The sequence below is a fragment of the Arthrobacter sp. Y3221087 genome (assembly GCF_059089905.1).
This window is the reverse complement of record NZ_JBNHFE010000006.1, coordinates 1-22975: the sequence shown is the minus strand read 5'-3', so window position 1 is coordinate 22975 and position 22975 is coordinate 1. Positions and strand designations below refer to the sequence as shown.

Annotated in this window: 22 protein-coding genes and 1 pseudogene; 5 read left to right on the top strand and 18 right to left on the bottom strand. The window is 63.3% G+C overall.

Annotated features, from left to right (window positions below):
* Positions 1–72: 72 nt before the first annotated feature.
* From AC5RUO_RS16240 to AC5RUO_RS16220, 5 genes and pseudogenes are all read right to left on the bottom strand, one after another.
* Positions 73–486: pseudogene (locus AC5RUO_RS16240) on the bottom strand (DUF4383 domain-containing protein); the annotation flags it as partial.
* Between the two features lies 1 nt (position 487).
* Positions 488–1120, bottom strand: coding sequence for a MarR family winged helix-turn-helix transcriptional regulator (locus AC5RUO_RS16235; protein ID WP_494104055.1), 633 nt, complete (start codon positions 1118–1120; stop codon positions 488–490).
* Entirely contained in the window at positions 1117–1812 is a 696-nt protein-coding gene (locus tag AC5RUO_RS16230) for a DUF3618 domain-containing protein (RefSeq protein ID WP_494104054.1), read from the bottom strand. The genes AC5RUO_RS16235 and AC5RUO_RS16230 overlap by 4 nt, the downstream gene beginning before the upstream one ends.
* Complete coding sequence (locus AC5RUO_RS16225; RefSeq protein ID WP_494104053.1) at positions 1809–2219, bottom strand: phage holin family protein; 411 nt, start codon at positions 2217–2219, stop codon at positions 1809–1811. Before AC5RUO_RS16225 ends, AC5RUO_RS16230 begins: the two co-directional genes overlap by 4 nt.
* A 17-nt stretch (positions 2220–2236) precedes the next feature.
* Positions 2237–3037 (bottom strand): hypothetical protein, encoded by an 801-nt coding sequence (locus AC5RUO_RS16220; protein ID WP_494104052.1) that lies wholly within the window; start codon positions 3035–3037, stop codon positions 2237–2239.
* Positions 3038–3477: 440 nt separating this feature from the next.
* On the opposite strand from AC5RUO_RS16220, the gene AC5RUO_RS16215 reads away from it, so the two are divergent.
* Positions 3478–3939, top strand: coding sequence for a hypothetical protein (locus AC5RUO_RS16215; protein WP_494104051.1), 462 nt, complete (start codon positions 3478–3480; stop codon positions 3937–3939).
* A 51-nt stretch (positions 3940–3990) separates the two neighbouring features.
* On the opposite strand, the gene AC5RUO_RS16210 is transcribed toward AC5RUO_RS16215, so the two are convergent.
* Positions 3991–4779, bottom strand: a complete 789-nt coding sequence (locus tag AC5RUO_RS16210; RefSeq protein ID WP_494104113.1) for a YsnF/AvaK domain-containing protein — start codon at positions 4777–4779, stop codon at positions 3991–3993.
* Positions 4780–5206: 427 nt separating this feature from the next.
* Here AC5RUO_RS16210 and AC5RUO_RS16205 point away from each other — a divergent pair, with 427 nt between their 5' ends.
* A complete protein-coding gene (locus tag AC5RUO_RS16205; protein WP_494011194.1) occupies positions 5207–5656 on the top strand; it encodes an SRPBCC family protein in 450 nt (149 codons plus the stop codon).
* Positions 5657–6654: 998 nt separating this feature from the next.
* Here AC5RUO_RS16205 and AC5RUO_RS16200 read toward each other — a convergent pair.
* The 3 genes from AC5RUO_RS16200 to AC5RUO_RS16190 all read right to left on the bottom strand — a co-directional run bounded on the left by AC5RUO_RS16200 (position 6655) and on the right by AC5RUO_RS16190 (position 8552).
* Positions 6655–7203 (bottom strand): AMIN-like domain-containing (lipo)protein, encoded by a 549-nt coding sequence (locus tag AC5RUO_RS16200; protein ID WP_494104050.1) that lies wholly within the window; start codon positions 7201–7203, stop codon positions 6655–6657.
* Between the two features lie 667 nt (positions 7204–7870).
* Positions 7871–8035 (bottom strand): hypothetical protein, encoded by a 165-nt coding sequence (locus tag AC5RUO_RS16195; protein ID WP_494104049.1) that lies wholly within the window; start codon positions 8033–8035, stop codon positions 7871–7873.
* A gap of 274 nt (positions 8036–8309) precedes the next feature.
* A complete protein-coding gene (locus tag AC5RUO_RS16190) occupies positions 8310–8552 on the bottom strand; it encodes a hypothetical protein (protein ID WP_494104048.1) in 243 nt (80 codons plus the stop codon).
* A gap of 128 nt (positions 8553–8680) precedes the next feature.
* Here AC5RUO_RS16190 and AC5RUO_RS16185 point away from each other — a divergent pair, with 128 nt between their 5' ends.
* The gene (locus AC5RUO_RS16185) at positions 8681–8872 is read left to right on the top strand and encodes a three-helix bundle dimerization domain-containing protein (protein WP_494104047.1); all 192 of its coding nucleotides are present in this window, start codon (positions 8681–8683) and stop codon (positions 8870–8872) included.
* A 72-nt stretch (positions 8873–8944) separates the two neighbouring features.
* Here AC5RUO_RS16185 and AC5RUO_RS16180 read toward each other — a convergent pair whose 3' ends face one another.
* The 3 genes from AC5RUO_RS16180 to AC5RUO_RS16170 form a co-directional block, all read right to left on the bottom strand.
* Positions 8945–9175 (bottom strand): glycerophosphodiester phosphodiesterase, encoded by a 231-nt coding sequence (locus tag AC5RUO_RS16180; RefSeq protein ID WP_494104046.1) that lies wholly within the window; start codon positions 9173–9175, stop codon positions 8945–8947.
* A 182-nt stretch (positions 9176–9357) separates the two neighbouring features.
* Positions 9358–9876 carry a hypothetical protein gene (locus AC5RUO_RS16175; protein WP_494104045.1) on the bottom strand — a complete coding sequence of 173 codons (519 nt, stop codon included), beginning with the start codon at positions 9874–9876 and terminating at the stop codon, positions 9358–9360.
* 98 nt (positions 9877–9974) lie between these two features.
* Positions 9975–10157 carry a hypothetical protein gene (locus AC5RUO_RS16170; protein WP_494104044.1) on the bottom strand — a complete coding sequence of 61 codons (183 nt, stop codon included), beginning with the start codon at positions 10155–10157 and terminating at the stop codon, positions 9975–9977.
* A gap of 249 nt (positions 10158–10406) precedes the next feature.
* Between AC5RUO_RS16170 and AC5RUO_RS16165 the strand changes: the two genes are divergently transcribed.
* On the top strand, positions 10407–10916 hold the full coding sequence (locus tag AC5RUO_RS16165) for a TetR/AcrR family transcriptional regulator (RefSeq protein WP_494104043.1): 510 nt from the start codon (positions 10407–10409) through the stop codon (positions 10914–10916).
* Between the two features lie 109 nt (positions 10917–11025).
* Positions 11026–11577: a hypothetical protein gene (locus AC5RUO_RS16160; RefSeq protein WP_494104042.1), complete on the top strand. Its 552-nt coding sequence runs from the start codon at positions 11026–11028 to the stop codon at positions 11575–11577.
* A 544-nt stretch (positions 11578–12121) separates the two neighbouring features.
* Here the strand turns inward: AC5RUO_RS16160 and pntB are convergent.
* The 6 genes from pntB to AC5RUO_RS16130 all read right to left on the bottom strand — a co-directional run.
* Positions 12122–13594 (bottom strand): Re/Si-specific NAD(P)(+) transhydrogenase subunit beta, encoded by a 1473-nt coding sequence (gene pntB / locus AC5RUO_RS16155; RefSeq protein ID WP_494011197.1) that lies wholly within the window; start codon positions 13592–13594, stop codon positions 12122–12124.
* Positions 13591–15156 (bottom strand): Re/Si-specific NAD(P)(+) transhydrogenase subunit alpha, encoded by a 1566-nt coding sequence (locus AC5RUO_RS16150; RefSeq protein ID WP_494104041.1) that lies wholly within the window; start codon positions 15154–15156, stop codon positions 13591–13593. The genes pntB and AC5RUO_RS16150 overlap by 4 nt, the downstream gene beginning before the upstream one ends.
* Positions 15157–15950: 794 nt before the next feature.
* Positions 15951–16985: an AAA family ATPase gene (locus AC5RUO_RS16145; RefSeq protein WP_494104040.1), complete on the bottom strand. Its 1035-nt coding sequence runs from the start codon at positions 16983–16985 to the stop codon at positions 15951–15953.
* A 207-nt stretch (positions 16986–17192) separates the two neighbouring features.
* The gene (gene fdhA / locus AC5RUO_RS16140; protein ID WP_494011200.1) at positions 17193–18410 is read right to left on the bottom strand and encodes a formaldehyde dehydrogenase, glutathione-independent; all 1218 of its coding nucleotides are present in this window, start codon (positions 18408–18410) and stop codon (positions 17193–17195) included.
* Between the two features lie 50 nt (positions 18411–18460).
* Entirely contained in the window at positions 18461–20779 is a 2319-nt protein-coding gene (locus AC5RUO_RS16135; protein ID WP_494104039.1) for an FdhF/YdeP family oxidoreductase, read from the bottom strand.
* A gap of 145 nt (positions 20780–20924) precedes the next feature.
* Positions 20925–22975: GcvT family protein (locus tag AC5RUO_RS16130; RefSeq protein ID WP_494104038.1), on the bottom strand; the 2051-nt coding region annotated here is incomplete at its 5' end.

Here is a 22975-nt window from a genome sequence, read left to right as displayed (position 1 = left end):
GGGGGCCGGGCAGTGCCCGGACCCCTCTTTACGCTGAGGCTCAGCGGCGGCTGAACCGTTAAGTATTCCGTGCTAGCGGGTGGCGGCGCCGCGGGTGCGGTTGGCGTTGCGCGAAAGCAGGATGGCCAGAGCGATCATGGCGATGCCGAGGACGAAGTGGAGCCAGTTGTCCGCGGTGTTGACGGGCACGAAGTTGGCCGGAGTATCGTGCCCAATGATGAGGCCGTAGAGCCACAGGACAAGGTAGACGACGCCACCGTAGAGCAGGTAGTTGCGGGACTGTCCGTGCGTGCGGGACATCAGGATCCCGGCGACGCCGAAGAGCAGGTGAACAATGTTGTGCAGGATCGAAACCTGGAAGATGCCCAGCAGGAGTGCTCCGGATTCGTGCCCGGCGAAAGAGAGCGTTTCGTAGTTGCTGGTAATGCCTGGGATGAATCCCAGGACTCCCACCAGGAGGAAGACAGCGCCTACTGCCTGCGCTGCGTCATTGGGGTGCTCCTGTTTCCTTCACGTGTGGGTCGATGATGTTTTGCGGCGCGAAGCCTGAAGACCTTCGGTGATGGCCTTGGGCTGCACGCCGGCGGGGGAGTGGGATGTGCTCCATGTTCCTGAGTTGGGTTATGTGGTGTTCCAACTGGTGCCGGAACTCCGCGTCAGCAACAGACTCGGGAATGGCTGCAATCAGGTCCTCTGCTGTTGAGAGGGCGGTTCTGCCCGCTTCGGTAAGGCGGAGGTTGGCGCTGCGGCCATCAATTGCCGGCTCCTTGGCCAGATACCCGAGACCATGGAGGCGGTGCAGGACTTTGCCGAGGCTCTGCTTGCTCACGCAGAGCAGATCGGCGACGTCGGACGCTGTGGCCGGTTCCAGTTCCGCCACGGCCTCCAGCGTCTCCAGGCCGCCTTTGGTGAGCCTCAGGCGAGCGAGCTGACGGTTGAGCCGGCGCTCGGTAAGCCGTGCGACGATGCCCAGAAGACGGTGTGTGGCCCACCGCTCCGGCCCCGCCGGGACTGACGCGCTCATATGCCGCGGACCGCCGGCGGAAAGGTCAGGGTCCGGGCCCACGGGTGGTTCCGCCGCTACGCGGGGCAACCCGCGGGCCCTGTCCTCGCCGCTCACGTGTTCTGGACGTTGTCCTTGGCGTCGGCGGCCCGGTCCTTGACGTCGGTGACGGCTCCCTGACCCTCTGCCTTAACGTTCTGGGCGCCGTCGGCCGCGGCGGCCTTGACGTTCTCCACCGCTTCCTGAGCTGGTTCTTTCAGGTCCTGGACCACGTCCTTGGCCGCCTCGGTGACCTTGCCGGCCAGCGGCTGGGCCGCCGTCTTGAGCTGGTCCGCAGCTTCACGTTCCTTGGTGCTTGCCGGGATCAGGGACGAGAGGAGCATGCCGGCGCCGAAGGCGATGAGTCCGGCCGCCAAAGGGTTGCCCTGGGCCTGGGCTTTGACCTGCGCCGGAGCGTGTGAGATCGCCGTACCTGCGCCGGAGAGCTTCGCCGCCACGTTATCCTTGGCCCCGTGCAGCGACTCACCGCTGGAATGCAGTGCACCCCCGGTGTGGCTGGCGCCGGAGGAGACCTTGTCATGGGCCGTGGACGTAGCCGAGCCGACCGTATCCTGAACCTTTGAACTAGCGGTGTCGGCTGCGCCCATAATCTTGTCCTTGACCCCGGCCACAGCATCTTTGACCTTGTCAGTCTGGCGGTGGACGATGTTGGACGGGGTGACCTTGTCCGCGACGGCGTCCACATCGGTGCTCAGGCGTGCGCGGGTAGCTTCAATTTCTTCGCGGATTGCATCCGGGTTATCGCTCATCGGTTTACCTCACCTGGTTTCAGAGTTGGGGGGATTTCGGAAAGGGTTTCGCCCGTCTGGGGCAGGCCCTTGACCTGCTTGAGTTCCTTTCGGCCAATGCTGGCCAGGACCGCGGCGATGATGCCCCAGACCACGGCAACGATCACGGCGGCCCAGCCCAGCGGCATCACGGCGCCGAGGGCGAACATCAGGGCAAGGGACAGGAAAAGAAGGACGAAGTGCCCGGCCACGCCGGCGCCAGCGAGCATCCCGCCACCCTTCCCTGCCCTCGTCGCTGACTGCTTCGCTTCAGCCTTGGCCAGCTCCACTTCCTGGCGCATCAGGGTGGACAGGTCCCGGGTCACATCACCCAGCAACTCACCCAAAGAGGCGTTATCGGCCTTCTGATGCGCCTCACTCGGCGGCATCTCAGGAATCTGACTACTCACAGCTGCCGACCTCCACCGGGAGTGTTGTTGTACGGGTCATCCAGGTCGTTGAGTGGAACGCCACCTGCCTCGGTGCCGGAAAAAGCCGGCCGCCCCGGTTCCCCGTAGATGGTTTCGCCATATGCCGCGGGCGCTGCCGCTGCCTCAGGAAAGGGTTCTCGGACGCCTGCTGCGACCGCCGTTTCGGCCTTGGGTGCCTGCACTGGAAGCGGGGGAATGGAGGCAGTTTGGGACGCAGGAGCGCCTGCTGTAAGGCCGCGGGTCAACCGCCCTGCCAGAACACCCGCACCGGCGGCCAGCAGCAGGAACGTGCCGGGGCGGTTGCGTGCGAACCGCTGAACCTCGCCCAGCAGGTCGCCCGGCTCCTTGTTCTCCAGCCAGGAAGCAACGGATTCGCTGCGCTGTGCAGCTTGCCTGATCAGGCCGCTTGCCAAGCCCTGCTGGTCCGGGGCGTCCGCCATGCTCTGCAGCTGGCTGGAGATAGTCCGGATACCCTCGGCCGCCTTCTGCTGCTGGGTCCCGGCCTGGCTGGACAGGCCCTGCTTGGCCTGGCCAAGCAAGTCCTTGGCGCTGGACGTCGCCTCGGCGGCGACGTTCGCTGCCTCACTCTTGGCCTTCTGGGCCACTCCCTGCGCCGCTGAGGCTGCCTGCCCCGCCACCTGCGAAGCCTCCTCCCTGGCGACGCCCTTCTTCGAATCCGAGCTTCCGGCCGACTCCGCGGTCAGGGCCGGGGCAGTGTTGCCGTACTGGTCAAGGGTGCCGGGCGTTGAAGCACCGGACCACTGGTTCTCAGTCATTGCTCTCCTTCAGTTGATGCACGGGCAGCAGGCCAGAGAATTTCATGCCACCTGCAATTAGTAAGCATGGTTACTAGTTAGATAGTAAGCACACTTGCTATTGGATCCGCAAGCACAGGTGCGCTAATGCCCGCGCCAGCGCGGATGCGTTGCAGAGGCTTTTGCCGGTAACTGGTGGTTCCTGTGCCTGGGGCTCTTGGGTACCCGATAGCGTGTCCGTCTGCTGTTTGCTCAGGGGTCGCGGAGGTTGACGATCAGATAGCGCCCGTAAGGGCGCATTGATCTTTGAGGTCATCCGGGTGGGGCTGGTCAACCTCAGGGCGCAGAGTTGGATGTCAGGGATCAGCGGTTGTGCCAGGGCCTGTTTCCGGTGGTGCTGTCCGCCGTAGGCTATGGGCATCCATCTACCCCGGGAGGCACTCATGCGCACGGCACAACCTTTGACTGAAACCGAGCAGGTCCACCGTCTTTCTGAGAACCTCAGGATCCAACTGGCCAGGGGGAGGGAGTGGGCCACGCCGGGGGTGCAGGCCGCTTTGCAAAGGGCGGTTGACGGTCTCGATACCGGCATTGAAGCGGCCTCCCCGCGCCTTCAACTGGTATTGCGCCGGCTCGCTGACGAGCTCGCAGGCGGGGTGGAGACACTGACTCCGCGGGTCCAGGAGCAATTAAGGAAGGCCGGGCGGAAGGCCGCCACTGAAGTTGCTGAGCCGGTCGAGGCGCGGCGACCAGGGGCACGGAAGTGGTGGTGGATCGGTGGATTGCTGGTCATGGCAGCAGGAACAGTCGCCTGGCGTTCCATGCAGGCAACCGCCCGGGAACCCGAGCCGACACCGGCGCTGGAGAAAAGCGACCGGACAGAACCTGACACTGCCCCGGACCTCGCCGCCGGCGCCATCTAATAGGACGTACAGGAGGGCCCGCGTTCATAGCGCGGGCCCTCCCGCTGCTGTTTAGCGGCGGGTGTCACCGATTCCGTCAGCTTCGATGTTTTCCTTGCGGACTTCCTCGGTGACGGTGACGTCTTCGGTCAAGGTGTCCTTGTCCAGGCGGACCCGCTCGACCGGGACGGCTTCCTTCTGGACCACGGGGCGTTCCTCGTGGAGGATGACTTCGTGTTCTTCCTCGCTGATCGCGGGACCGTCCATCGCGGCGCCGACGTTCGCATCCGTGATGGGTTCACGTTCAATACGGACTTCTTCGCGCTGCACCGGCACGGTGGTGGTGACATGCTCGGTGGTGACGTACTTGCGCAGCCGGGCCCGGCCGGTAGCCTGCCTTTCGGTGCCAACATGAAGCTGCTCTTCGGAGCGGGTCATCGCATCATCGGTGTTCGGTCCGGAAGTGTCGTGCCCGACCGCGCCTGACACCTCACCCGCATCCGCGGTCCCGGTCCTGGACGTAGCGTCGGTGTAGGTAGTGCCGCCGACCAGGTTGTAGTGAGCGTACAGCCGCTCCTCTTCGGCAGGTTCAAGGTGCCCATCTTCGGCGACGCGCGGGGCGTCCTTGACCTGATCTTTGCCGAAGGGAACGACGATGTCGTTGCCTTCGGTTCGCGCGCCTGCGAGCGGGACGAAGGATTCGGACATGCCGAACAGGCCGGTCTTCGCGGTCACGAACGTCGGCTGGCCCGTCTCGTCGTCAGCGTAGAGCTGGCCGATGGAACCAATCTTGTCCCCACCAGCGCTGAGGACGTTTCCGCCGGCCTTGAGCAGGGTGTCAATGTTTTCCTTGGCGAATATACTGCCTCCTTGGATTCTGTTGGGTAGAGACCTTTAACTTGTCCCGGAGCTCATAGTAAGCGCACTTACTATTTGGTTGGCAATGATGATCCGTTTGAGGCCTGCCCGCGGGGGTCAATACCCGACGATTCTCCTACAGGGGTTGAAAGTCTGAGGGAGTCTGCAAACGCCTAGGTTTCGCTCGGAGGATGGCGGGCGGAACTTAGCACCAGGTCGGAAACGATCGATTTGGCCGTCGTGAGAAGGTCAAGTCCGGTCGTGAATTGCGAGGGTCAGCGGCGGTTTCTTGCTCTGCCACTTGTCGCGCTTCCAACGGCATCGACTGGTGATCCGTGGTCTACGGTCGTGGGAGTGGCGGCGCGGGTGTGGGTAAGGGGTTGTCAAAGGCGGCAGCTGAGGCCCGCCCTTCACTAGAAAGAGAGTAAGCATGCAAACAGTCGAAGAGACTATTGACGTCACGGTCCCCGTGCGCGCGGCATATGACCAGTGGACCCAGTTCGAGCTCTTCCCCAATTTCATGTCCGGCGTGGACTCCGTAGCCCAACTCGACGATCGGACGAACCACTGGGTCGTGAACATCGGCGGAGCCAGGCGTGAGTTCGACACTGAAATCATCGAACAACGCCTTGATGAGCGGATCGCCTGGCGCAGCATCGACGGCCAGACGCATGCCGGCGCCGTCACGTTCACGCCGCTTGAGACCGGCGTGACGCGCATCTGGGTCCGTCTTGAATGGGCCCCGGAGTCCTTCATTGAAAAGACCGGGGCCGTTCTCGGGTTCGACAACATGCAGGTCAGGGCGGACCTGCGCCGCTTCAAGGAGTTTATTGAGGCCAGAGGTACTGGAACCGGCTCCTTGCAGGGAGAGGTGCATTAGGCGTTTCCGGTATGGCGTGGATGCATTCCGTTTGCCTGCGCCCCTCCAGGTATGGAAAAGCCCCGTCGATGGGGGATGGGCGGGTTCCATGGGTGTGATTACGCGAGTCAGCTATGGACATCGACGGGACGAATTCGTGCCGTGACCGGCTTGGGCCCAGTTTGGATTCATAGGGAAGGAACAGCGGTACTAATGCAGCCGTTTAGCAGAGTGCGGCGGGATCAAGGGCGTCGCCTTCGGGCCCGCCGTGGCGGCCGCGATCCAGCGGCGGGACCACTGCGATGAAGTTGCCACTCTCTAACGGCAGTCTGAATGCACACCGGAAGGAAGACGCCGCAATCATCGTCGCCGACCGAAGTCATGAGCTACGGGCGAAGCTGCCTCAGAAAGCACTCCACTGGCAGAAGCGGACGTGGGACAGGCCCGGCTTTCTTATTCGCAAGCAGTTGGACGGGGATTTGGGGGTTAGTCTGTACCCCGTTTCTTACGTGTTCGCCGCTGGGTGGAACATGAACATGCTCAGTAGGGTTCTACGGCACGACCGGCTTCCTGGATGAACCATCCGGGGTGCTCGGAAAGGGCTAACGCTTCGGCTTCCGCCTTGTTAGCGGCCAGCCCGGTCCACACCGCGGTGCGGTCGAAGCCATTTGAAACGACTACACGCCACCGATACCTTCTAGCCACTATTAAGGATGCACATACGCCCAACCTGACGGCAATCGATTTAGGGTTTCCTCGCGGAATGAATGCCCTAAGGGTGAATGAGAGGCAACAGCAGCCCAGTCGCAAAAGGGGGCACACCCCTCGCTTGTCGCGGCGTACGCTGAGCTCAACGGCGGGTCAATCGTCGCGGGTGAATGACTCTTTTCCTAAGGAAACATCCAGTTCCCTCGGAAGGTTGTAAAGGCTGATGAACGAAGCCGGCAGGGGCCCTTGGTTGAAGCACATGGAGAGGTGCCGCACGCCGGGTCAACGGCGTGCGGCACCTCTCGTGCCCGTCACCAGAAGTGGGCGACGTCCACAACTAGCCGGGAACCGGATCCCGGTCCGTCCAGGGTGAACACCCGGAAGGGCAGCCGGGCACGGACGCCCAGGCCGATGCTGGTGGAACCCTCGAAGCTTCCGGCGTAAACGACTTGCCGGAACGTCTGGTAGCCGGCAACGTTGGACAGCTCAGCCTTCGCGGCAGGGTTGTAGGTGACGTTGCCATTGCTGTCATACGAGGGTGCGTTCACGACGACCTGCAGGCGCGCACTGCCATACACCGGGATCGTATAGCCGGTGCCGTCCTGGATGATATCCGGAACGTAGCGCACTGTGTAGCCCGTTGCGGGGCCGTTGAGGTCCACCACCATCCGGTCGAAGCAGGGTTGCTGCCCCGTCCGGACGTTGGTGACGGATGCTGAGCTCATCTCGGGCGCTGACTTGTCCTGAGATCCCCATGCGAGCCCGCAATAGGAGGTGGCTGCGGAAGCGGGCCCCGGCGCGACGATACCCAGCGCAACGGCCGCGAGGAGCGCCGTGAGCCAGAGGAGGAGTTTTTTCATTGGTGCCATCCAAGGGGGAGTGGTGCGGTTGGACAGCTCAAGATTAGGCAGTGCCAGGCCCCCAAGACGAGGGTTGTTGCCGCTTCGGGGCGGAACCGTGAAGAACGCTGCATCCGGGTCACGTGGCAGTAAATTCCGAGGCTCTTTGCCGGCCTTTTTGATCGTTTCGGTGCCGTTTCTGGACTCGGCCGTGATGCTTGGTAACAAGGCCATGGCCAGGCAACGTGATAGTGGGCGCCAAGTGGGTATCTTGTTCATACTCGTGGTTGAGCAGTCAGCCGGTACGGCACTCGTAGAGAGAGTCACCGACCATGGCATCAGACGCTGACCACTTCCATCAAGACACAACACGCGGTCTCACGCCCGCCGGCAGGATCTTGAGGTCATTCCGGTGTTGGCCGGCCGCAGCGCAGGACTTCCGTTGCCTCACGGACACGCAGCCTACCCGCCGCTCCGCCCCCTGGGGCTCATTCCTTTCGCGCCTGCACCGAGTGAGGACCGTGCCCGGAAGCGGGCTAGGATCGCCTGCTGCCCCAAAGATGTGGCAGTAGGTGATGGCGGCCCCGAGCAGGAGGCCGCCAGCCGTGGGCCGGTTCCAGTGATGGGGGGACCGGCCCACGGTCGTCACTCCTGTGAAACGCTCTTGCAGCTCCCGCCGGAGAGTTCCTCACTGAGGCGCCGTAGGGCCGCCCGGGCAGCAGGATGCGGTCAGAATCGCGGCCGCTAACAGCAGCAGCACCAAGAGGATGAGATACGGCAGGTAGAGGAGGAATACGGTGACCCGGACAGCAAGATATCCCTTGTCGAATCCGAAGTCCGTTTCGGCATCCAACGATCGCTCCTAAAGGTGATCCGGAGTGGCGTGAGCTGCCGTTGCCTCGTCCTCGTCGGAGCTTCACCGTCTGAGGGCGAGCACTGCTGGAAGCCTGTCCATTGCGACACTTCTTCATAGCGGTCTCCGACTGAGCTGATGCTGGGCCTGCTGCTGGACGTAGTTGAGGTATGGCCAGAGGTCCGGGCCCAGTCAATAGAAGGTGACCAGGCCTCGTTACGCGGCGTCGAGGAGGATCAGCAGAGACTCGGCGGTCTAACCCTCTTAGCGCCGTTTAGGCTTTTGGAAGCCGGACGATTTCGAATTCTGCGACGTCCAGAAGGCGGCGGTTGCCGCTGAGGTAGTCAGTGATCCAGAACAGTTCGTGGTTGGGGGTGATCTCCGTGACGTGGCCGCGGTGGGCCAGGGTGCCCTTGTAGGATGCCTCGATCTGATCCCCGCAAGTAAGGGCAGCCGTCGAGAGGACAGTGGCCCTTTCAGGATTCCAAGTGTTGTGGGCCTGCGACTTGGTGCTCATCCATCAAGGATGGCCGGCCAAAGTTGCCCGCTGGTATCCGCAGGATGATGGGCTGGTGGCCGGCGCTACCCGGGCCCGGCGAAAAACCCAGACTTGCATCCGGATGCGCCCGCACCGAAACTCTCCCAATGGGCGTCATCGAAGAAATGCGGGCACTTGGTCATGTCGTGGACCGGCTCGCCGAAAAGTACCCGTCAGTGCCGCGGAAACGGATTGAGGACATCGTCGAACAGGAACACCGTTCCCTGGACACCGGCAGGGTCCGGGACTATGTTCCGATCCTTGTCGAACACGCTGTCAGGGACCGCCTAAGACAGTAGCCGCAGGCACCGCGTCCGCCTGTGCACAGAAGCCTCTGTCCGGTGAAAAGGCAGGGGCTTCCGGCGGCCTGGCTAGTGATCAGCCTGCTCTGGCGCAGATGCACCGGGGCTGAGGGTGTACTCCTTGGGCAGCTTCAGTGACCGTTCAGCCATGACGTCGCGCAGCCCGTCCGGGTAGTCAGGGACCAGTCCATCGACGCCAGTGTCCATGAGGCCGCGTATGGTGGGCTTGTCGTTGATGGTCCATGGAATGACCTGCATGCCCTTGGCGTGGGCACGGTCCAGCATGTCAGCGGCGGTCACGTAGGGGATGTAGCCGGGATCGGTCGCGGTCCCGTCCGGTGGTGTGCCGTGAACGGGGAAGATGGCCTCGAAGCCGAGGAAGGGGCGGCCTCGACGAGGTCTCCCGCCGAAGTCGTCGGAGTCGATGCCGCCAAGCCAGGGTGAGGCGCCGGGCTGGCCGGCCTGTAGGAAGCCCTTGTTGGTCAGCGCGACTGTGCGGACACCGGTTCACGCTCCTGCACGAGGCGCACCGCACCCCAGTCGGAGCTCTGGATGGAGACACGCTGCAGCATGCCCGCTTCCTTGATTTCACGAAGGTCGATGTCAACGAACTGTTCCCGTGGTGCGGTCTGCTCGGGGGTGCCGGGATTGACCGCGCTGACGGTGCCGCATCGCCGTCCCAGCCGGTGCAGATCACCGATGCCTGTAGCCGGGGGCTTTGATCTTGTCGACGGCTGCAGAGCCTTCGTCCTTGGATCCGAACTGGCCCACGCGCACCCCGTAACCGAGGTCCCCGCCGGCGTCGGCCAGCTGGTGTGACTGGACGTGCTCAACCCTTGCGGGAACACTAGCGGCATGAGCTTGTCAGCCACCGACTGCGCCTGGGTGGACAGCGCGGACGTAACCGCGTCGGGGGACGGTGCGGGGAACGCCAGTTCGGCGCTCCAGAAAAAATCCTGGTTGGGGCCCCGGTGATCGTGGTCCGGGTAAAGCCCGGGCAAGGTTGGTCACAGTGGGGCGTGGCGGAGTCGGACCGGCAGTACGGGGACGGATTACAACTTCGCGATTTTGCCGTACCTCGTCTAAGGCAGGCGCCTCGTCAGGGCTGCAGTCGTGAAGCCATCTGATAACCGCTGTCGGCCTCTTCGCTTTGGTTCACATTTCTGGCTTCAGCCGACGACCTTTGGCGGGATTTCGCCAAGGCGATCAGCAGGGTCAGAACGGTGCCCATCCAGGCAAATCCGGTAAGGAATACCAGACCGACCGCCACTAAGGGGTGCATGGCAAGAGTTTAGGCTGGCGCGGCTGACAAACCCGGACGCAACTCCGCACGATCGGAGCCGGAAATATGCACAGGTGGGAACCATGAGCAGGCCACAAGGCCCGCGGGCACGAAAAGCGCGCCTCGTTTGCCGGACGCGCCCTTCTCGGTTCTTCACTGGATTTGGCTGCACTTTTCGGTCCGGCGGTGATTATGGCTTCTTGCCTAGTAAACCGACCGGTCGGTCTGTCTATGTGATAGTTCCGCTTGATGAGCAACAGGGAACACATCCTGCGGACGGTTCGGCGGCTCGCCATCGAGACGGGCTCGGTGCCGTCGATGAATGTCGTCGCTGAGCGGGCCAGGGTATCGAAGGGCGGGCTAATGCACCACTTCAATTCCCGCGCTGCCCTGCTGGAGGCCATTGCGATGCAAGCGATACAGGATATGGACCAGGCGCTGACCGCGGCCGCCGGGAGCGGCAACGTGGTCGAGACCTGGCTGCGCCTGTCATCCTCCCGTGAAGAAGCTGCTCTTTATCGGGCCATGTCAATCCTGCTCACCGACCACACCTCGATGACCGACGCGGTTCTTCAGCAGGCAGCTGAGGCCACGCGGCGGTGGGAGCAGCTCTTCACCGCTGAAACAGGAGACCCGTTGGCAGCGTCAGTTATCCGCCTCCTGGGTGACGGCATGCTGTTGAACAGCATCACAGACGACGGCTCTTCGCCCCGAGTTGATGCAATCCTGAGCTGGCTGCACAGCAGGTCTGCCACGTGATCGGCCCCGCCCTCCTCGCCGGCATCGCAGGCCTCGCCCTGGCTGATTCAGTCAACCCGGCGACCATCATTGTCATCACCCTGATTCTGCTCCCGTCCGCCACCGGCCTGTGGGTTCGGCATTGGCGTTCGTCTTGGGCGCGATGAGCACCGTCTTCGCGCTAGGCACGGTCATCTTCCTGGGCGCCAATGCTGCCGCGGACGCCGTCGGAGAAGGCCTTCTCTGGCTACGCCGTGGAGTGTTCCTCGTCGCTGCCATCACTCTTGCCGTCGCAGGTTTCCGTCGCCTCAAGGACCGGGAAAGGAAAGGCATCGATCTGCCGTCCTGGTTCGGGCTGTGGACGGCTTTCCCGCTCGGCGTCCTCACCACTGGCGCTGACCTGCCCAACGCGTTCCCCTACTTCATCGCGATCGAACGGATGGTCGCAGCGGACGTCGACATCCCCGTCGGCCTGTTAGTGCTCACCGGCTACGCCCTCGTGTACTGCATCCCATGCCTGATTCTGCTCGTCCTCGGCATGGCACACGGCGACAAAGTCAGGACACGCCTGCGGAAGGTACTGGGGCGGTTCTCCACCGGAACCGTCAAGCGATCCATTCCGGCAGCAACCGCCCTGTTCGTCCTCGCCGCCGCAGTCCTCATTATTGCCCTCTGGCCATAACACTGGGGAAGTTCCACTGCGGCTTCTGGCTGGGCGTGGTTCCTCGCTCCCGTTCTCTCGGGTCGCCAGAGGAGGTGTGGACAGTGTCCACACCTCCTCTGCTATACCGGACTGGCCGTACGGCGGTGCCCGTTGTCAGGTTCGGGTCCATGAGTTCCTGGCGCCCGGTGTCAGAGAATGGACTGACCGAGCCCAACCGGACATCCTTCACCCAGGCCTCGTGCCAGGTTGGCGTGCCTCGCTGACCGGCTCCTAGCCCCTGGAACTGCTGGTGAGGCGACGGGCGCAGATCCGGCCCTAGTCCTTCAGATGCTGATGCTCCAGCAATTCGTGATTGCAGTGCAGTAACAACTCGTGCCTGTAGTGAAGGCCCAACCAAGGCGATGCAGCGTAGTCGTCGATGCCAAAGGCTTGCGCAAAGGGTGCTTCCTCAGCGCCCATCAACTGATTGGGCCTACGTGGAGGAAGTGTTGTCAGAACCACGCTAGGAAGTGCTGTTCGATGTCTCGGCATGGTCTCTCCTCGTCTTGGAAGGTTCGTTGGATCAGAAGGCCCGGAGGATGTCTTCGACGCGTTGTTTGGCGTCGCCGAAGAGCATTTGGGAGTTGTCGCGGAAGAACAGGGGGTTTTGGACTCCGGCGTATCCGGCGGCCATGGATCGTTTGAAGACGACGACGTTTTCGGCTTCCCAGACGCGGAGGACGGGCATGCCGGCGATGGGGCTGCCCGGGTCTTCCGCCGCCGCGGGGTTGACAGTGTCGTTGGCTCCGATGACGAGGACGACTGACGTCCCGTCAAGGTCGTCGTTGATTTCATCCATTTCCATGACGATGTCGTAAGGAACTTTGGCTTCGGCGAGGAGGACATTCATATGTCCAGGCAGGCGCCCAGCGACGGGGTGGATCCCGAATTTTACGTCTACGCCGCGGTCACGGAGTTGCTGGGCGAGTTCGGCGACGGGGTATTGGGCCTGCGCCACTGCCATGCCGTAGCCGGGGGTGATGACGACACTGGAGGCGCTGGTGAGCAGTTCGGCAGTTGCTTGTGCGGAAATTTCCCGGTGCTCTCCGTAGTCCGTGTCTCCGGTCTTGGGCGCTTCGATGCCGAAGCCCCCAGCGATGACGGAGATGAAGGACCGGTTCATGGCTTTGCACATGATGTAGGAGAGGTAGGCGCCGGAGGAGCCGACGAGGGCGCCGGTGATGATCAGCAGGTCGTTGTTGAGCAGGAATCCGGCGGCGGCTGCTGCCCAGCCGGAGTAGCTGTTGAGCATGGAGACGACGACGGGCATGTCGCCGCCGCCGATGGAGGCTACGAGGTGCCAGCCCAGGCCCAGGGCGAGGATGGTGACGACGATAAGGAGCCACAACTGGGTGTCGTTGACGTACCAGACGGTCAGGACGACGAAGGCGGCGAGGGCACCGAGGTTGATCGCATTCTTGCCCGGCAGCATGAGCGGTGAGGACTTCATTCGGGCGGAGAGTTTCAGGTAGGCGACGATGGAGCCGGTGAAGGTGACGGCTCCGATGAAGACCCCGATGAACACTTCTGCGTGGTGGATCGCTTTGAGTGCGTCGGGCAGTTCGGGGCTTTCGAGGTGCCCGTTCCAGCCGACCAGCACCGCGGCAAGGCCGACGAAGCTGTGCAGCAGCGCGATGAGTTCAGGCATTCCGGTCATCTGGACCACGCGGGCGCGCCACAAGCCGATCGCGGCCCCGACCAGCACCGCGGCCACGAGCAGGATGAGACCGGTGAGTACGTGACTTGAGCCCCAGGCGTTTTGGAGGGTCAACCAGATGGTCGCTGCCAGGGCCACCACCATTCCGGAGATCCCGTAGATAACCCCTGCGCGGGCCTTCTCGTGCCTGCTCAGTCCCGCGAGACTCAGGATGAACAGCAGGGCTGCGACAATGTATGCCGCCCCGGCTACGGACTCTGCGGTCAAGGGACCGGAAACGGTATCAGTCACTGTGCTGCTCCTCGTAAGAATTCCTGTTGCTTCGCGTACGGCGCTCATCCCTGTGCCTTATTTCCCTTGGAGAACATCGCGAGCATGCGCCGGGTGACGGCGAATCCGCCGAAAATGTTGATGCTGGCAAGCAGAACAGCAACCGCCGAGAGCGTCTGGACGATGATGTTGTTTGAGGTGATCTGCAAAAGTGCTCCGACGACGATGATTCCGGAGATCGCGTTTGTAACGGACATCAGGGGGGTGTGCAGCGCGTGGTGCACTTTGCCGATGACATAGAAGCCCACGACGATTGAGAGCATCAGCACTGTGAAGTGCTGTGACAGCGGATCCGGGGCCACTGCATTGATCCCGAAAAGCACGGCGATACCCGCAGCAATCAGACCGGCTTTACCGGCAGGGCTCAAGCCCGCTTTCTTTTCCGACTTACCGGCTGAGCGCTCAACGGCGGGGGTGGCTGCCGTTTGGGCAGGGGGTGCCGCTGAGACCTGGACAGGGGGCGGTGGCCAGGTTTTTTCTCCCTCGCGTACGACCGTTACGGAGCGCTGAACCACGTCATCGAAGTCAATGGTGAGCTGGCCGTCCTTGTTCTTGGTGAGGAGCTTCAGGAGGTTCAGCAGGTTGGTGCCGTACAGCTGTGAAGCCTGGGCCGGAAGCCGTGCCGGCAGATCGGTGTAGCCAAGGATGATGACACCGTTTTCCGTCACCACTCGTTCGCCTGCCACGGAGCCTTCAACGTTGCCGCCCTGCCCGGCAGCCATATCCACGATCACGCTGCCCGGTTTCATCCCGGCTACGTCATCGGCTGTGAGGAGTTTCGGGGCGGGCCGGCCCGGGATCAGGGCCGTGGTGATGATGATGTCAACGTCACGGGCCTGCTCGGTGTAGATTTCGGCGGCGCGCCGGTTGTACGCCTCCGACGTTGCTTTGGCGTACCCGTCAGAGGACTTCATCTCTTCCTCTACCTCAACCTTGAGGTAAGTACCACCAATTGACTTCACCTGATCCGCCACCTCGGGCCGCGGATCCGTTGCGCGAACGATCGCGCCCAGGCTGCTCGCCGCACCGATCGCCGCCAGGCCGGCGACACCCGCGCCGGCAACGAGAACTTTCGCCGGCGGGACCTTGCCCGCCGCGGTGACCTGCCCAGTAAAGAACCTGCCGAATTCATGGGCGGCCTCGACAACGGCACGATACCCGGCGATGTTCGCCATCGAACTCAGGACATCCATCGACTGCGCCCGCGAAATCCGCGGCACGGCATCCAAGGCAAGGGCGGTGATGGGCCGGGCTGCCAAAGCCTCAACAAGCTCCGGCCGCAAAGCAGGGCTCAGCATCCCGATCAGCGTGGCGCCGTCACGCAGCCGCCCTATCTCTTCGTCGGTTGGCGGATTGACCCGCAGCACCACGTCGCTGCCCCACGCATCGTCCGCGCCGACGATTAGAGCGCCCGCCGCAGCGTATGCCTCGTCCGGGAAGGACGCGGACTCACCGGCGCCCTTTTCGACCACAACGTCGTAGCCCAATTCCAACAACTGCTTCACGGTGACAGGCGTTGCCGCCACCCTCGTCTCGCGACCTAACTCGGCCACGATGCCTATACGCGTCACTATTCTCTCTCTCTAGGATGTGGTGCCTGGGGAATTCCGCTGCCGGGGACAGCATCTGCTGTCCCGCTGAATGCGCGACAAATTCGGTGCTTCTGCGGTTTGGGCGAACAGGACCTACTGCATTGGTTCGCTTAGGCGCCGGTCAAGGAGTCCTGCTGGAGAAGGTTGCTGAACGTTGTCCTTCAGGCAGTCGGACGGGGCGGACATGCTCCTTCGCCCAGCGCATATTTGCAGGACCTGCAGATTTGGCGGAACCCGTCCCCAGCTCCTCACCGAGGGCCTCATGCAGTTGCGGAATTCCAAGGCTGGGGCAGTAGCCCGGGTGACCATTGGCGGTCGCCCTGTTCGTAGCCTCGACAATCTGCGGGGCCGTCGGAATGCTGAGGTCGCCACCATGGAAGGGAAACACGCAGTATCCCCGGCTCTTCCGGGTGGCCGCGGCGTCCGCGACGCTGAAGGCAGTTTCGGTGCCCAGCCGCCGGAGACGGTGCGCGAGTTGCTGCATCTGTTCTACTCCTCATCGAGTTAAGAATCGATCCTTCAGCGGACCCCGATCTAGTATAGAACTTATATATCAAAGATTGAAATAAGATATATCTGAAGTTTTTGCTGGCACCACGACGCTGATCCATGACACCGCTGATCGCGGACCCCAGACAATGTCCCGGGCTGGCAGCGAGGTAGCTTGGGGTGGACAGGAAAGCTGCGGTCCGCTTGCAAGACAACGGGATTGGTTGAGCTTCTTCCCGCTCGTGGGCGGAACGTGCCTTCGCTTGGGAGCCGGCCGGATACGGTCAGACCAGCCAGCGCCACCAGCGTGGCTGCTCCAGTTCCGGAGTCGGCTCCGGCTCCGGCGCCTCGCCCAGGGCCAGCGCGGCTTCGATGATGTCGTTTGCGGTGAGCGTCATGACGGCCTCACGATCGAGCGCGTCGAGACTTCGTTCCTTGTCGAGCGAGAGCCGCAGCGCCTGGCGGTTGAGCGACTGCTCGAAAAGCGTGCGGGCGAACCGTGCGTTGCCGGAGTCCTCGCTCGCGTGGAGCCCGGTGAAGATGCGGCGCAGCATCTCGTCCGCACCCCGCTCCAACGCGTACTCGTGCTGGGCCAGCATACGGTGGAAGATCGTCTGGAGTGAGTCGACGGAGTAGTCGGGGAACGTGATCTCCCGGGCGAACCGGGAGCGCAGTCCGGGGTTCGAGAGCAGGAAGGACTCCATCAGCCGCGGGTATCCGGCCACGATCACCACCAGGCGGTGGCGGTAGTCCTCCATCCGCTTGAGCAGGACTTCGATCGCCTCTGGGCCAAAGTCCATCCGGCCGTCCTCCGGGGCCAGCGCGTAGGCCTCGTCGATGAACAGGACGCCGTCCAGCGCACGCCGGATCACCCGGTCTGTCTTGATGGCGGTCGCGCCTACGTACTGCCCCACCAGGCCTGAACGGTCCACCTCGACCAGGTGGCCCTTCTGCAGCAGTCCAACCGCGCGGTACATCTCAGCCAGGAGCCGCGCCACGGTGGTCTTGCCCGTTCCCGGGTTTCCGAGGAACACCAGGTGTTGTGATGTGGCCACCTCCGGCAGGCCGTGCGCCTTACGGCGGGCCTGGACCTGGAGCAGTGCGACGAGGGCCCGTACCTGTTCCTTCACGGTCTCCAGGCCGACCAGCGCGTCGAGTTCGGCCTGCACCTCGGACAGCGGCCGGGCCGGACCGGGCCTTGCACCGATGAGATCGCCGACGAGGTCGTCGACGCGCTCCGCACCGGGCAGCTTAAGCTGATCGGCCAGGTGGCCGATGGTTTCGCGCAGGTCGTCGAGCGGATGGCGGCTGGGAGCCATGCATCTACTGTAGTACTCGTTTCGGGACCGGGGTGGGGTTGGCTTCATGATCACCGCGGCTTACCGGCGCGCGCCGCCTAACGGATCGCCGCCGGAAAGTCCGAGGACGACGGCGATGCGGTGGCTGGCAGTTTGCGCGGGCACCGAGGGCCGCAGGACATTCGCCCTGTGGCGTTTGCCCTGCGGCCCGGTATTCCTTGATCTGTACTAAGCCTTCACGTAGCCGTTGGGGTTCAGCACGAACTTTGTTGCCGCTCCGGCGTCGAATTCGGCGTAGCCGCGCGGGGCGTCTTCAAGCGGAATGGCCTGGGCATTGACTGCCTTTGCGATCTGGACCTTGTCGTGGAGGATGGCCATCATGAGCTGACGGTTGTACTTCATGACAGGGCACTGGCCTGTGGTGAAGGACAAAGACTTTGCCCAGCCGGTGCCCAGGGAGAGCGAGAGCGAGCCGTGCTTTGCAGCCTCATCAACTGCACCCGGATCCCCGGTGACGTAGAGGCCCGGAATACCCAGGGAACCGCCGGCCGCGGTGATGTCCATGAGGGAGTTCAGAACGGTGGCGGGCGCCTCGTGGGTGGCGTCCTTGCCGTGGCCGCGGGCTTCGAAGCCGACGGCGTCCACGCCGCAGTCCACTTCCGGGACGCCGAGGATCTGTTCAATCTGGTCCTTCGGGTCCCCCTTGGAAACATTGACGGTTTCACAGCCAAACGAGCGTGCCTGCGCCAGGCGGTCTTCGTTCATGTCGCCCACAATGACGACGGCGGCACCCAGCAGTTGGGCGCCGACGGCGGCCGCGATGCCAACTGGACCTGCACCGGCGACATAGACGGTGGAGCCGACGCCGACACCGGCCGTGACTGCGCCGTGGAATCCGGTGGGGAAGATGTCGGAGAGCATGGTCAGGTCCATGATCTTCTCCAGCGCCTGGTCGCGGTCCGGGAAGCGCAGCAGGTTCCAGTCGGCGTAGGGGACCAGGACATACTCTGCCTGGCCGCCGACCCAGCCGCCCATGTCCACATAGCCGTAGGCGCTGCCCGGCCGGTCAGGGTTGACGTTGAGGCAGATGCCGGTCTTTTGCTCCTTGCAGTTGCGGCAGCGGCCGCAGGAGATGTTGAAGGGTACGGAGACGATATCGCCGACCTTGATGAACTCGACGTCGGGCCCAACCTCCACCACTTCACCGGTGATTTCGTGGCCGAGAACAAGGTTCTGCGGAGCTGTGGTGCGGCCCCGGACCATGTGCTGGTCCGAACCGCAGATGTTGGTGGTCACGGTACGGAGGATCGCCCCATGCGGCACCTTGCGGCCGACGTTGGCCGGATTGACGCCGGGGCCGTCCTTGAGCTCAAACGTCGGGTACTCAGTGTCGATGATTTCGACGACACCGGGTTCCTTGTAGGCGACTGCTCTGTTTCCTGACATGGTCACTTCCTAATCGTTGGTGTTACTGAAATGGAGAACTTGAGAGGGATCTAGGCCTTTTCCAGCCGGATGATCACGGACTTGGAGGTAGGCGTTCCGCTGGTATCGGCCACGGAGTCCAGAGGTACCAGGACGTTGGTCTCGGGGTAGTACGCGGCGGCGCAACCCTTGGGCGTCGAATAGGACACGATCCGGAAGTTTTCGGCCCGCCGCTCCGTCCCTTGGAACTCGGAGATCAGGTGGACCATGTCCCCGTCGGCAAAACCCAGATCACTGACATCCTGGGCGTTGATGAGCACCACGCGCCGGCCACCATGGATGCCGCGGTAACGGTCGTCCTTGCCGTAGATGGTGGTGTTGTACTGGTCATGGGAGCGCAGGGTTTGCAGGACCAGCCGGCCGGAAGGGATTTTGATGAACTCCAGCTCGTTGCCCGTGAAATGGGCTTTCCCGGACGCGGTGTCGAACTTCCTGGCATCACGCGGCGGGTGTGGCAGCACAAAGCCGCCCGGATGCTGGATCCGCTCTTCAAAGTCTTCAAAGCCGTCAACGACCGCTTCGATGTGCTTCCGGATCAGCGAGTAGTCATCCCGCATGGCGAGCCAGCTCGCCTGGGGCGTGTTGGGCAGACGGCCGTGCCCGTCGGCAAACAGCCTATGCGCGAGGTTGCACACGATGGCTACCTCGGAGTGGAGGTGGTCGCTGGCGGGCTTGAGCCGTCCCCGTGACGCATGGACGGCGCTCATGGAATCTTCCACCGTGACCCGCTGGTCGCCGGTCTGCTGGGTGTCCTTCTCTGTGCGTCCGAGCGTTGGCAGGATCAACGCCCTGCGGCCTGTGGACAGGTGCGAATGGTTCAGTTTCGTGGAGATCTGAACGGTCAAACGGGTATTGGCCAGGGCTCGCTCGGTGACCTCGGAGTCCGGGGCGGCGCGGACGAAGTTGCCACCCATCCCCATGAAGAAACGGACCTTGCCGTCCCGCATGGCGCGGATGGCTGCCACCGTGTCAAAGCCGTGCTCCCGGGGAGACCGGAACCTGAATTCCTGGTCGAGCCGGTCATGGAACATCTCCGGCATTTTTTCGAAGATGCCCATGGTGCGGTCGCCCTGGACGTTCGAGTGGCCGCGCACCGGGCAAACGCCTGCGCCGGGCTTGCCGATGTTGCCCTGGAGGAGCAGGACGTTGACCACGTCACGGAGGGTAGGCACGGAATGCTTGTGCTGGGTCAGTCCCATGGCCCAGCACACGATGGTGGCATTCGATGCAAGCAGCCGTTCTCCCGTTTCCTGGATCTGCTCCAACGTGAGACCCGTGGCCTCCACAATGTCATCCCACTCCACCTTCTCGAGGTAACGCAGGTAGTCATCAATGCCCACTGTGTGGTTGGCGATGAAGTCGTGGTCCAGGACCGTTTCCAGGCCCGGGGTGTTCCGGCCGGCAGCTTCGGCTTCAAGCAGGTATTTCCCCAGGCCCTGGAACAGGGCCTGGTCGCCGCCGGCACGGATCTGCAGGAAGTCGTCCGTCAACCGGATCCCCGACACCATGCCTGATACATGCTGCGGATTTTCAAAGTGCAGGAGTCCGGCTTCGGGTAGGGGGTTGACGGACACAATGATCGCGCCGTTCTTTTTCGCCTTCTCCAGTGCACTCAGCATGCGTGGGTGGTTCGTACCGGGATTCTGGCCCGCCACGAAGATCAGCGACGCCGTTTCCAGGTCCGTCAGGCTGACAGAACCCTTGCCGATTCCAATGGTCTCCACCAGCGCCGATCCCGATGACTCGTGGCACATGTTGGAGCAGTCAGGAAGGTTGTTGGTGCCGATTCCCCGCACCAACAGCTGGTATACGAATGCTGCTTCATTGGAGGTCCGGCCGGAGGTGTAGAAGACCGCCTGGTCGGGGTGCTCCATGCCCCGCAGCTCCTCCGCCATGAGGTCGTAAGCCTCGTCCCACTCAATGGGCCTGTAGTGGGTTGCGCCTTCATCCAGGAACATCGGGTGGGTAAGCCGGCCTTGCTGGCCCAGCCAGTAGTCGTCGCGTGTCTTGAGGTCAGCAACTGAATGTTGGGCAAAGAATTCCGGGGTGACGCGGCGACGGGTGGCTTCCTCGGCCACTGCCTTGGCGCCGTTCTCGCAGAACTCGGCGGCGTTGCGCTTTTCGTGTTCAGGCCAGGCGCAGCCCATGCAGTCGAACCCGTCCAGCTGGTTCACAGCCAGGAGCGTGTGGACACTGCGCAGTGGACCCATCTGTTCCAGCGAAATTTTCAACGCGTTGGCAACGGCCGGGATGCCCACGGCCTTGGTCTTGGGCTTGGTGACGGTCAGCTTTGACTCGTCGATGTTTTCGCGGGGGGCTTTGGATGCCACGGGGGTTATCCCTTTCAGATCCTGGAAGTGAAACAGCCGGCAAATGCTTACGCGGCTTGCGGAAGAGGCGGATTCAGCGGCCCGGACCCGGTCGTTGCGAGGGAAAGGGTCCGGGCCGCTTGCCTTGTTGGCCGCAGGGCGCGGCTTAGCCCCTGAGCCTGGTCATGGTGGGGTCGTAGAGGGGGTCTTGGGTGATGGTGGCGGGGATGCGGCGGCCGAAGTATTCGATTTCGACGGAGTCGCCGATGGAGACTTCGTTGGGGAGGTAGGCGTAGGCGATGGGTTTTTGGACGGTGTAGCCGTACGCGGCGCTGGTGACGTAGCCGAGGGGCTGGTCTTTGTAGAAGACGGGTTCCTTGCCGAGGACGATGGAGCGGCCGTCGTTGATGGTGAGGCAGCGCAGGCGGCGGGCGGAGTTCTCTTCGGTGCGGCCTTCGAGGGCGGCTTTGCCGACGAAGTTGTCTTTGGTCATTTTGACGGCGAACCCGAGGCCGGCTTCGTAGGGGTCGTGTTCGGTGGTCATGTCGGTGCCCCAGGAGCGGTAGCCCTTTTCGAGGCGGAGGGAGCTGAACGCGGCGCGGCCGGCGGCGATGATGCCGTGGGGCTGTCCTGCTTTGAAGAGCGCGTCCCAGAGGCGCTGGCCGTTGTCGGCGCTGGTGTAGAGTTCCCAGCCGAGTTCGCCGACGTAGGACAGGCGCATGGCCGTGACCGGTACACCGCCGATGACCACGTTTTTGGAGCGGAAGTATTTCAACCCGTCGTTGCTGAAGTCGTCGCTGCTGACCGCGCCCACGACTTCGCGGGCGAGGGGGCCCCAGAGGCCGATGCAGCAGGTCCCGCCGGTGGTGTCGCGGACCTGGACCCAGTCCTGCGGTCCGCCGGTTTGGGTTTGGTGGCGGGCGGCGCGGTCGAAGTAGGCGGTGTCGATGTTTCCGTTGGCGCCGAGCTGGAAGGTGTCCTCACTGAGGCGGGCCACGGTGATGTCACTGCGGATCCCGCCGGCGTGGTCCAGCAGGAGCGTGTAGGTGACCGCGCCGGGCTTTTTGGACATGTCCGCGGTGGTCAGTTCCTGCAGCAGTTTCTGGGCGCCGGGCCCGGAAACCTCGAGCCGCTTGAGCGGGGTCATGTCGTACATGGCGACGGCGGTACGGGTTTTCCACGCTTCGGCCGCGGCGATGGGTGAGCTGAACATCCCGGACCAGGAATCGCGTGCCGGCGGCTGCCAGTCGGCGGGCATGTCTTTGAGGAGGTCTGCGTTCGCTTCGAACCAGTAGGGGCGCTCCCAGCCGCCGCCTTCGAGGAAAACCCCGCCGAGCTGTTTGTGCCGGGCGTGGAACGGGGACACCCGCAGGTTCCGGGGGGAGAGTTTGGGCTGGAGCGGGTGCAGGACGTCGTAGATTTCCACGAAGTTCTGCTGCGAGGTCTCGGAGACGTACTCGGGGGTGAGCTGGACGTCTTCGAAGCGGTTGATGTCGCAGTCGCCCAGGTCGATGGAGGATTTGCCGTCGACGAGGAGTTCGGCGACGGCGCGGGCGATGCCTGCGGAGTGGGTGACCCAGACGGCTTCGGCGACGTAGAAGCCGTCCAGTTCCTTGGATTCGCCCACGAGGGAGCCGCCGTCGGGGGTGAAGGAGAAGATGCCGTTGAAGCCGTCCTCGATCTCACTCTCGCGCAGGGCGGGCAGGATCTGTTTGGTCGCTTCCCAGGCGGGCAGGAAGTCCTCGAGGGTGAAGTCCAGGCGGGAGGGCATGTGGTGTTCGCTGATTTCCTCGGGGTTGTAGGTGCCGAGGTCGTCGAGGTTCACGGGCATGGGTTTGTGGGCGTAGGAGCCGATGCCGTACCGGTCGCCGTGTTCGCGGTAGTAGAGGTCCTGGTCCTGGTGGCGCAGGATCGGCAGGCGGGCGCCGTTGGGGAGTTCGTTTTTGCCGTGCTGGGCCGGGACGGGGGTGGTTTTGACGTACTGGTGTGCCAGCGGGAGCAGCGGCACGGCCATGCCGATCATTTCACCGATTTTGGCGCCCCAGAACCCGGCGCAGGAGACCACGATGTCGGCCGGGATCACCCCGTCGGGGGTCTGCACGCCGGTGACGCGCCGGTTCGTCTGTTCGATGCCGGTCACGGTGGTGTTGCCGATGTACTTTACGCCGGCGGCTTCGGTGCGTTTGATCAGCAGCTGCACCGCGCGGGCCGCGGACG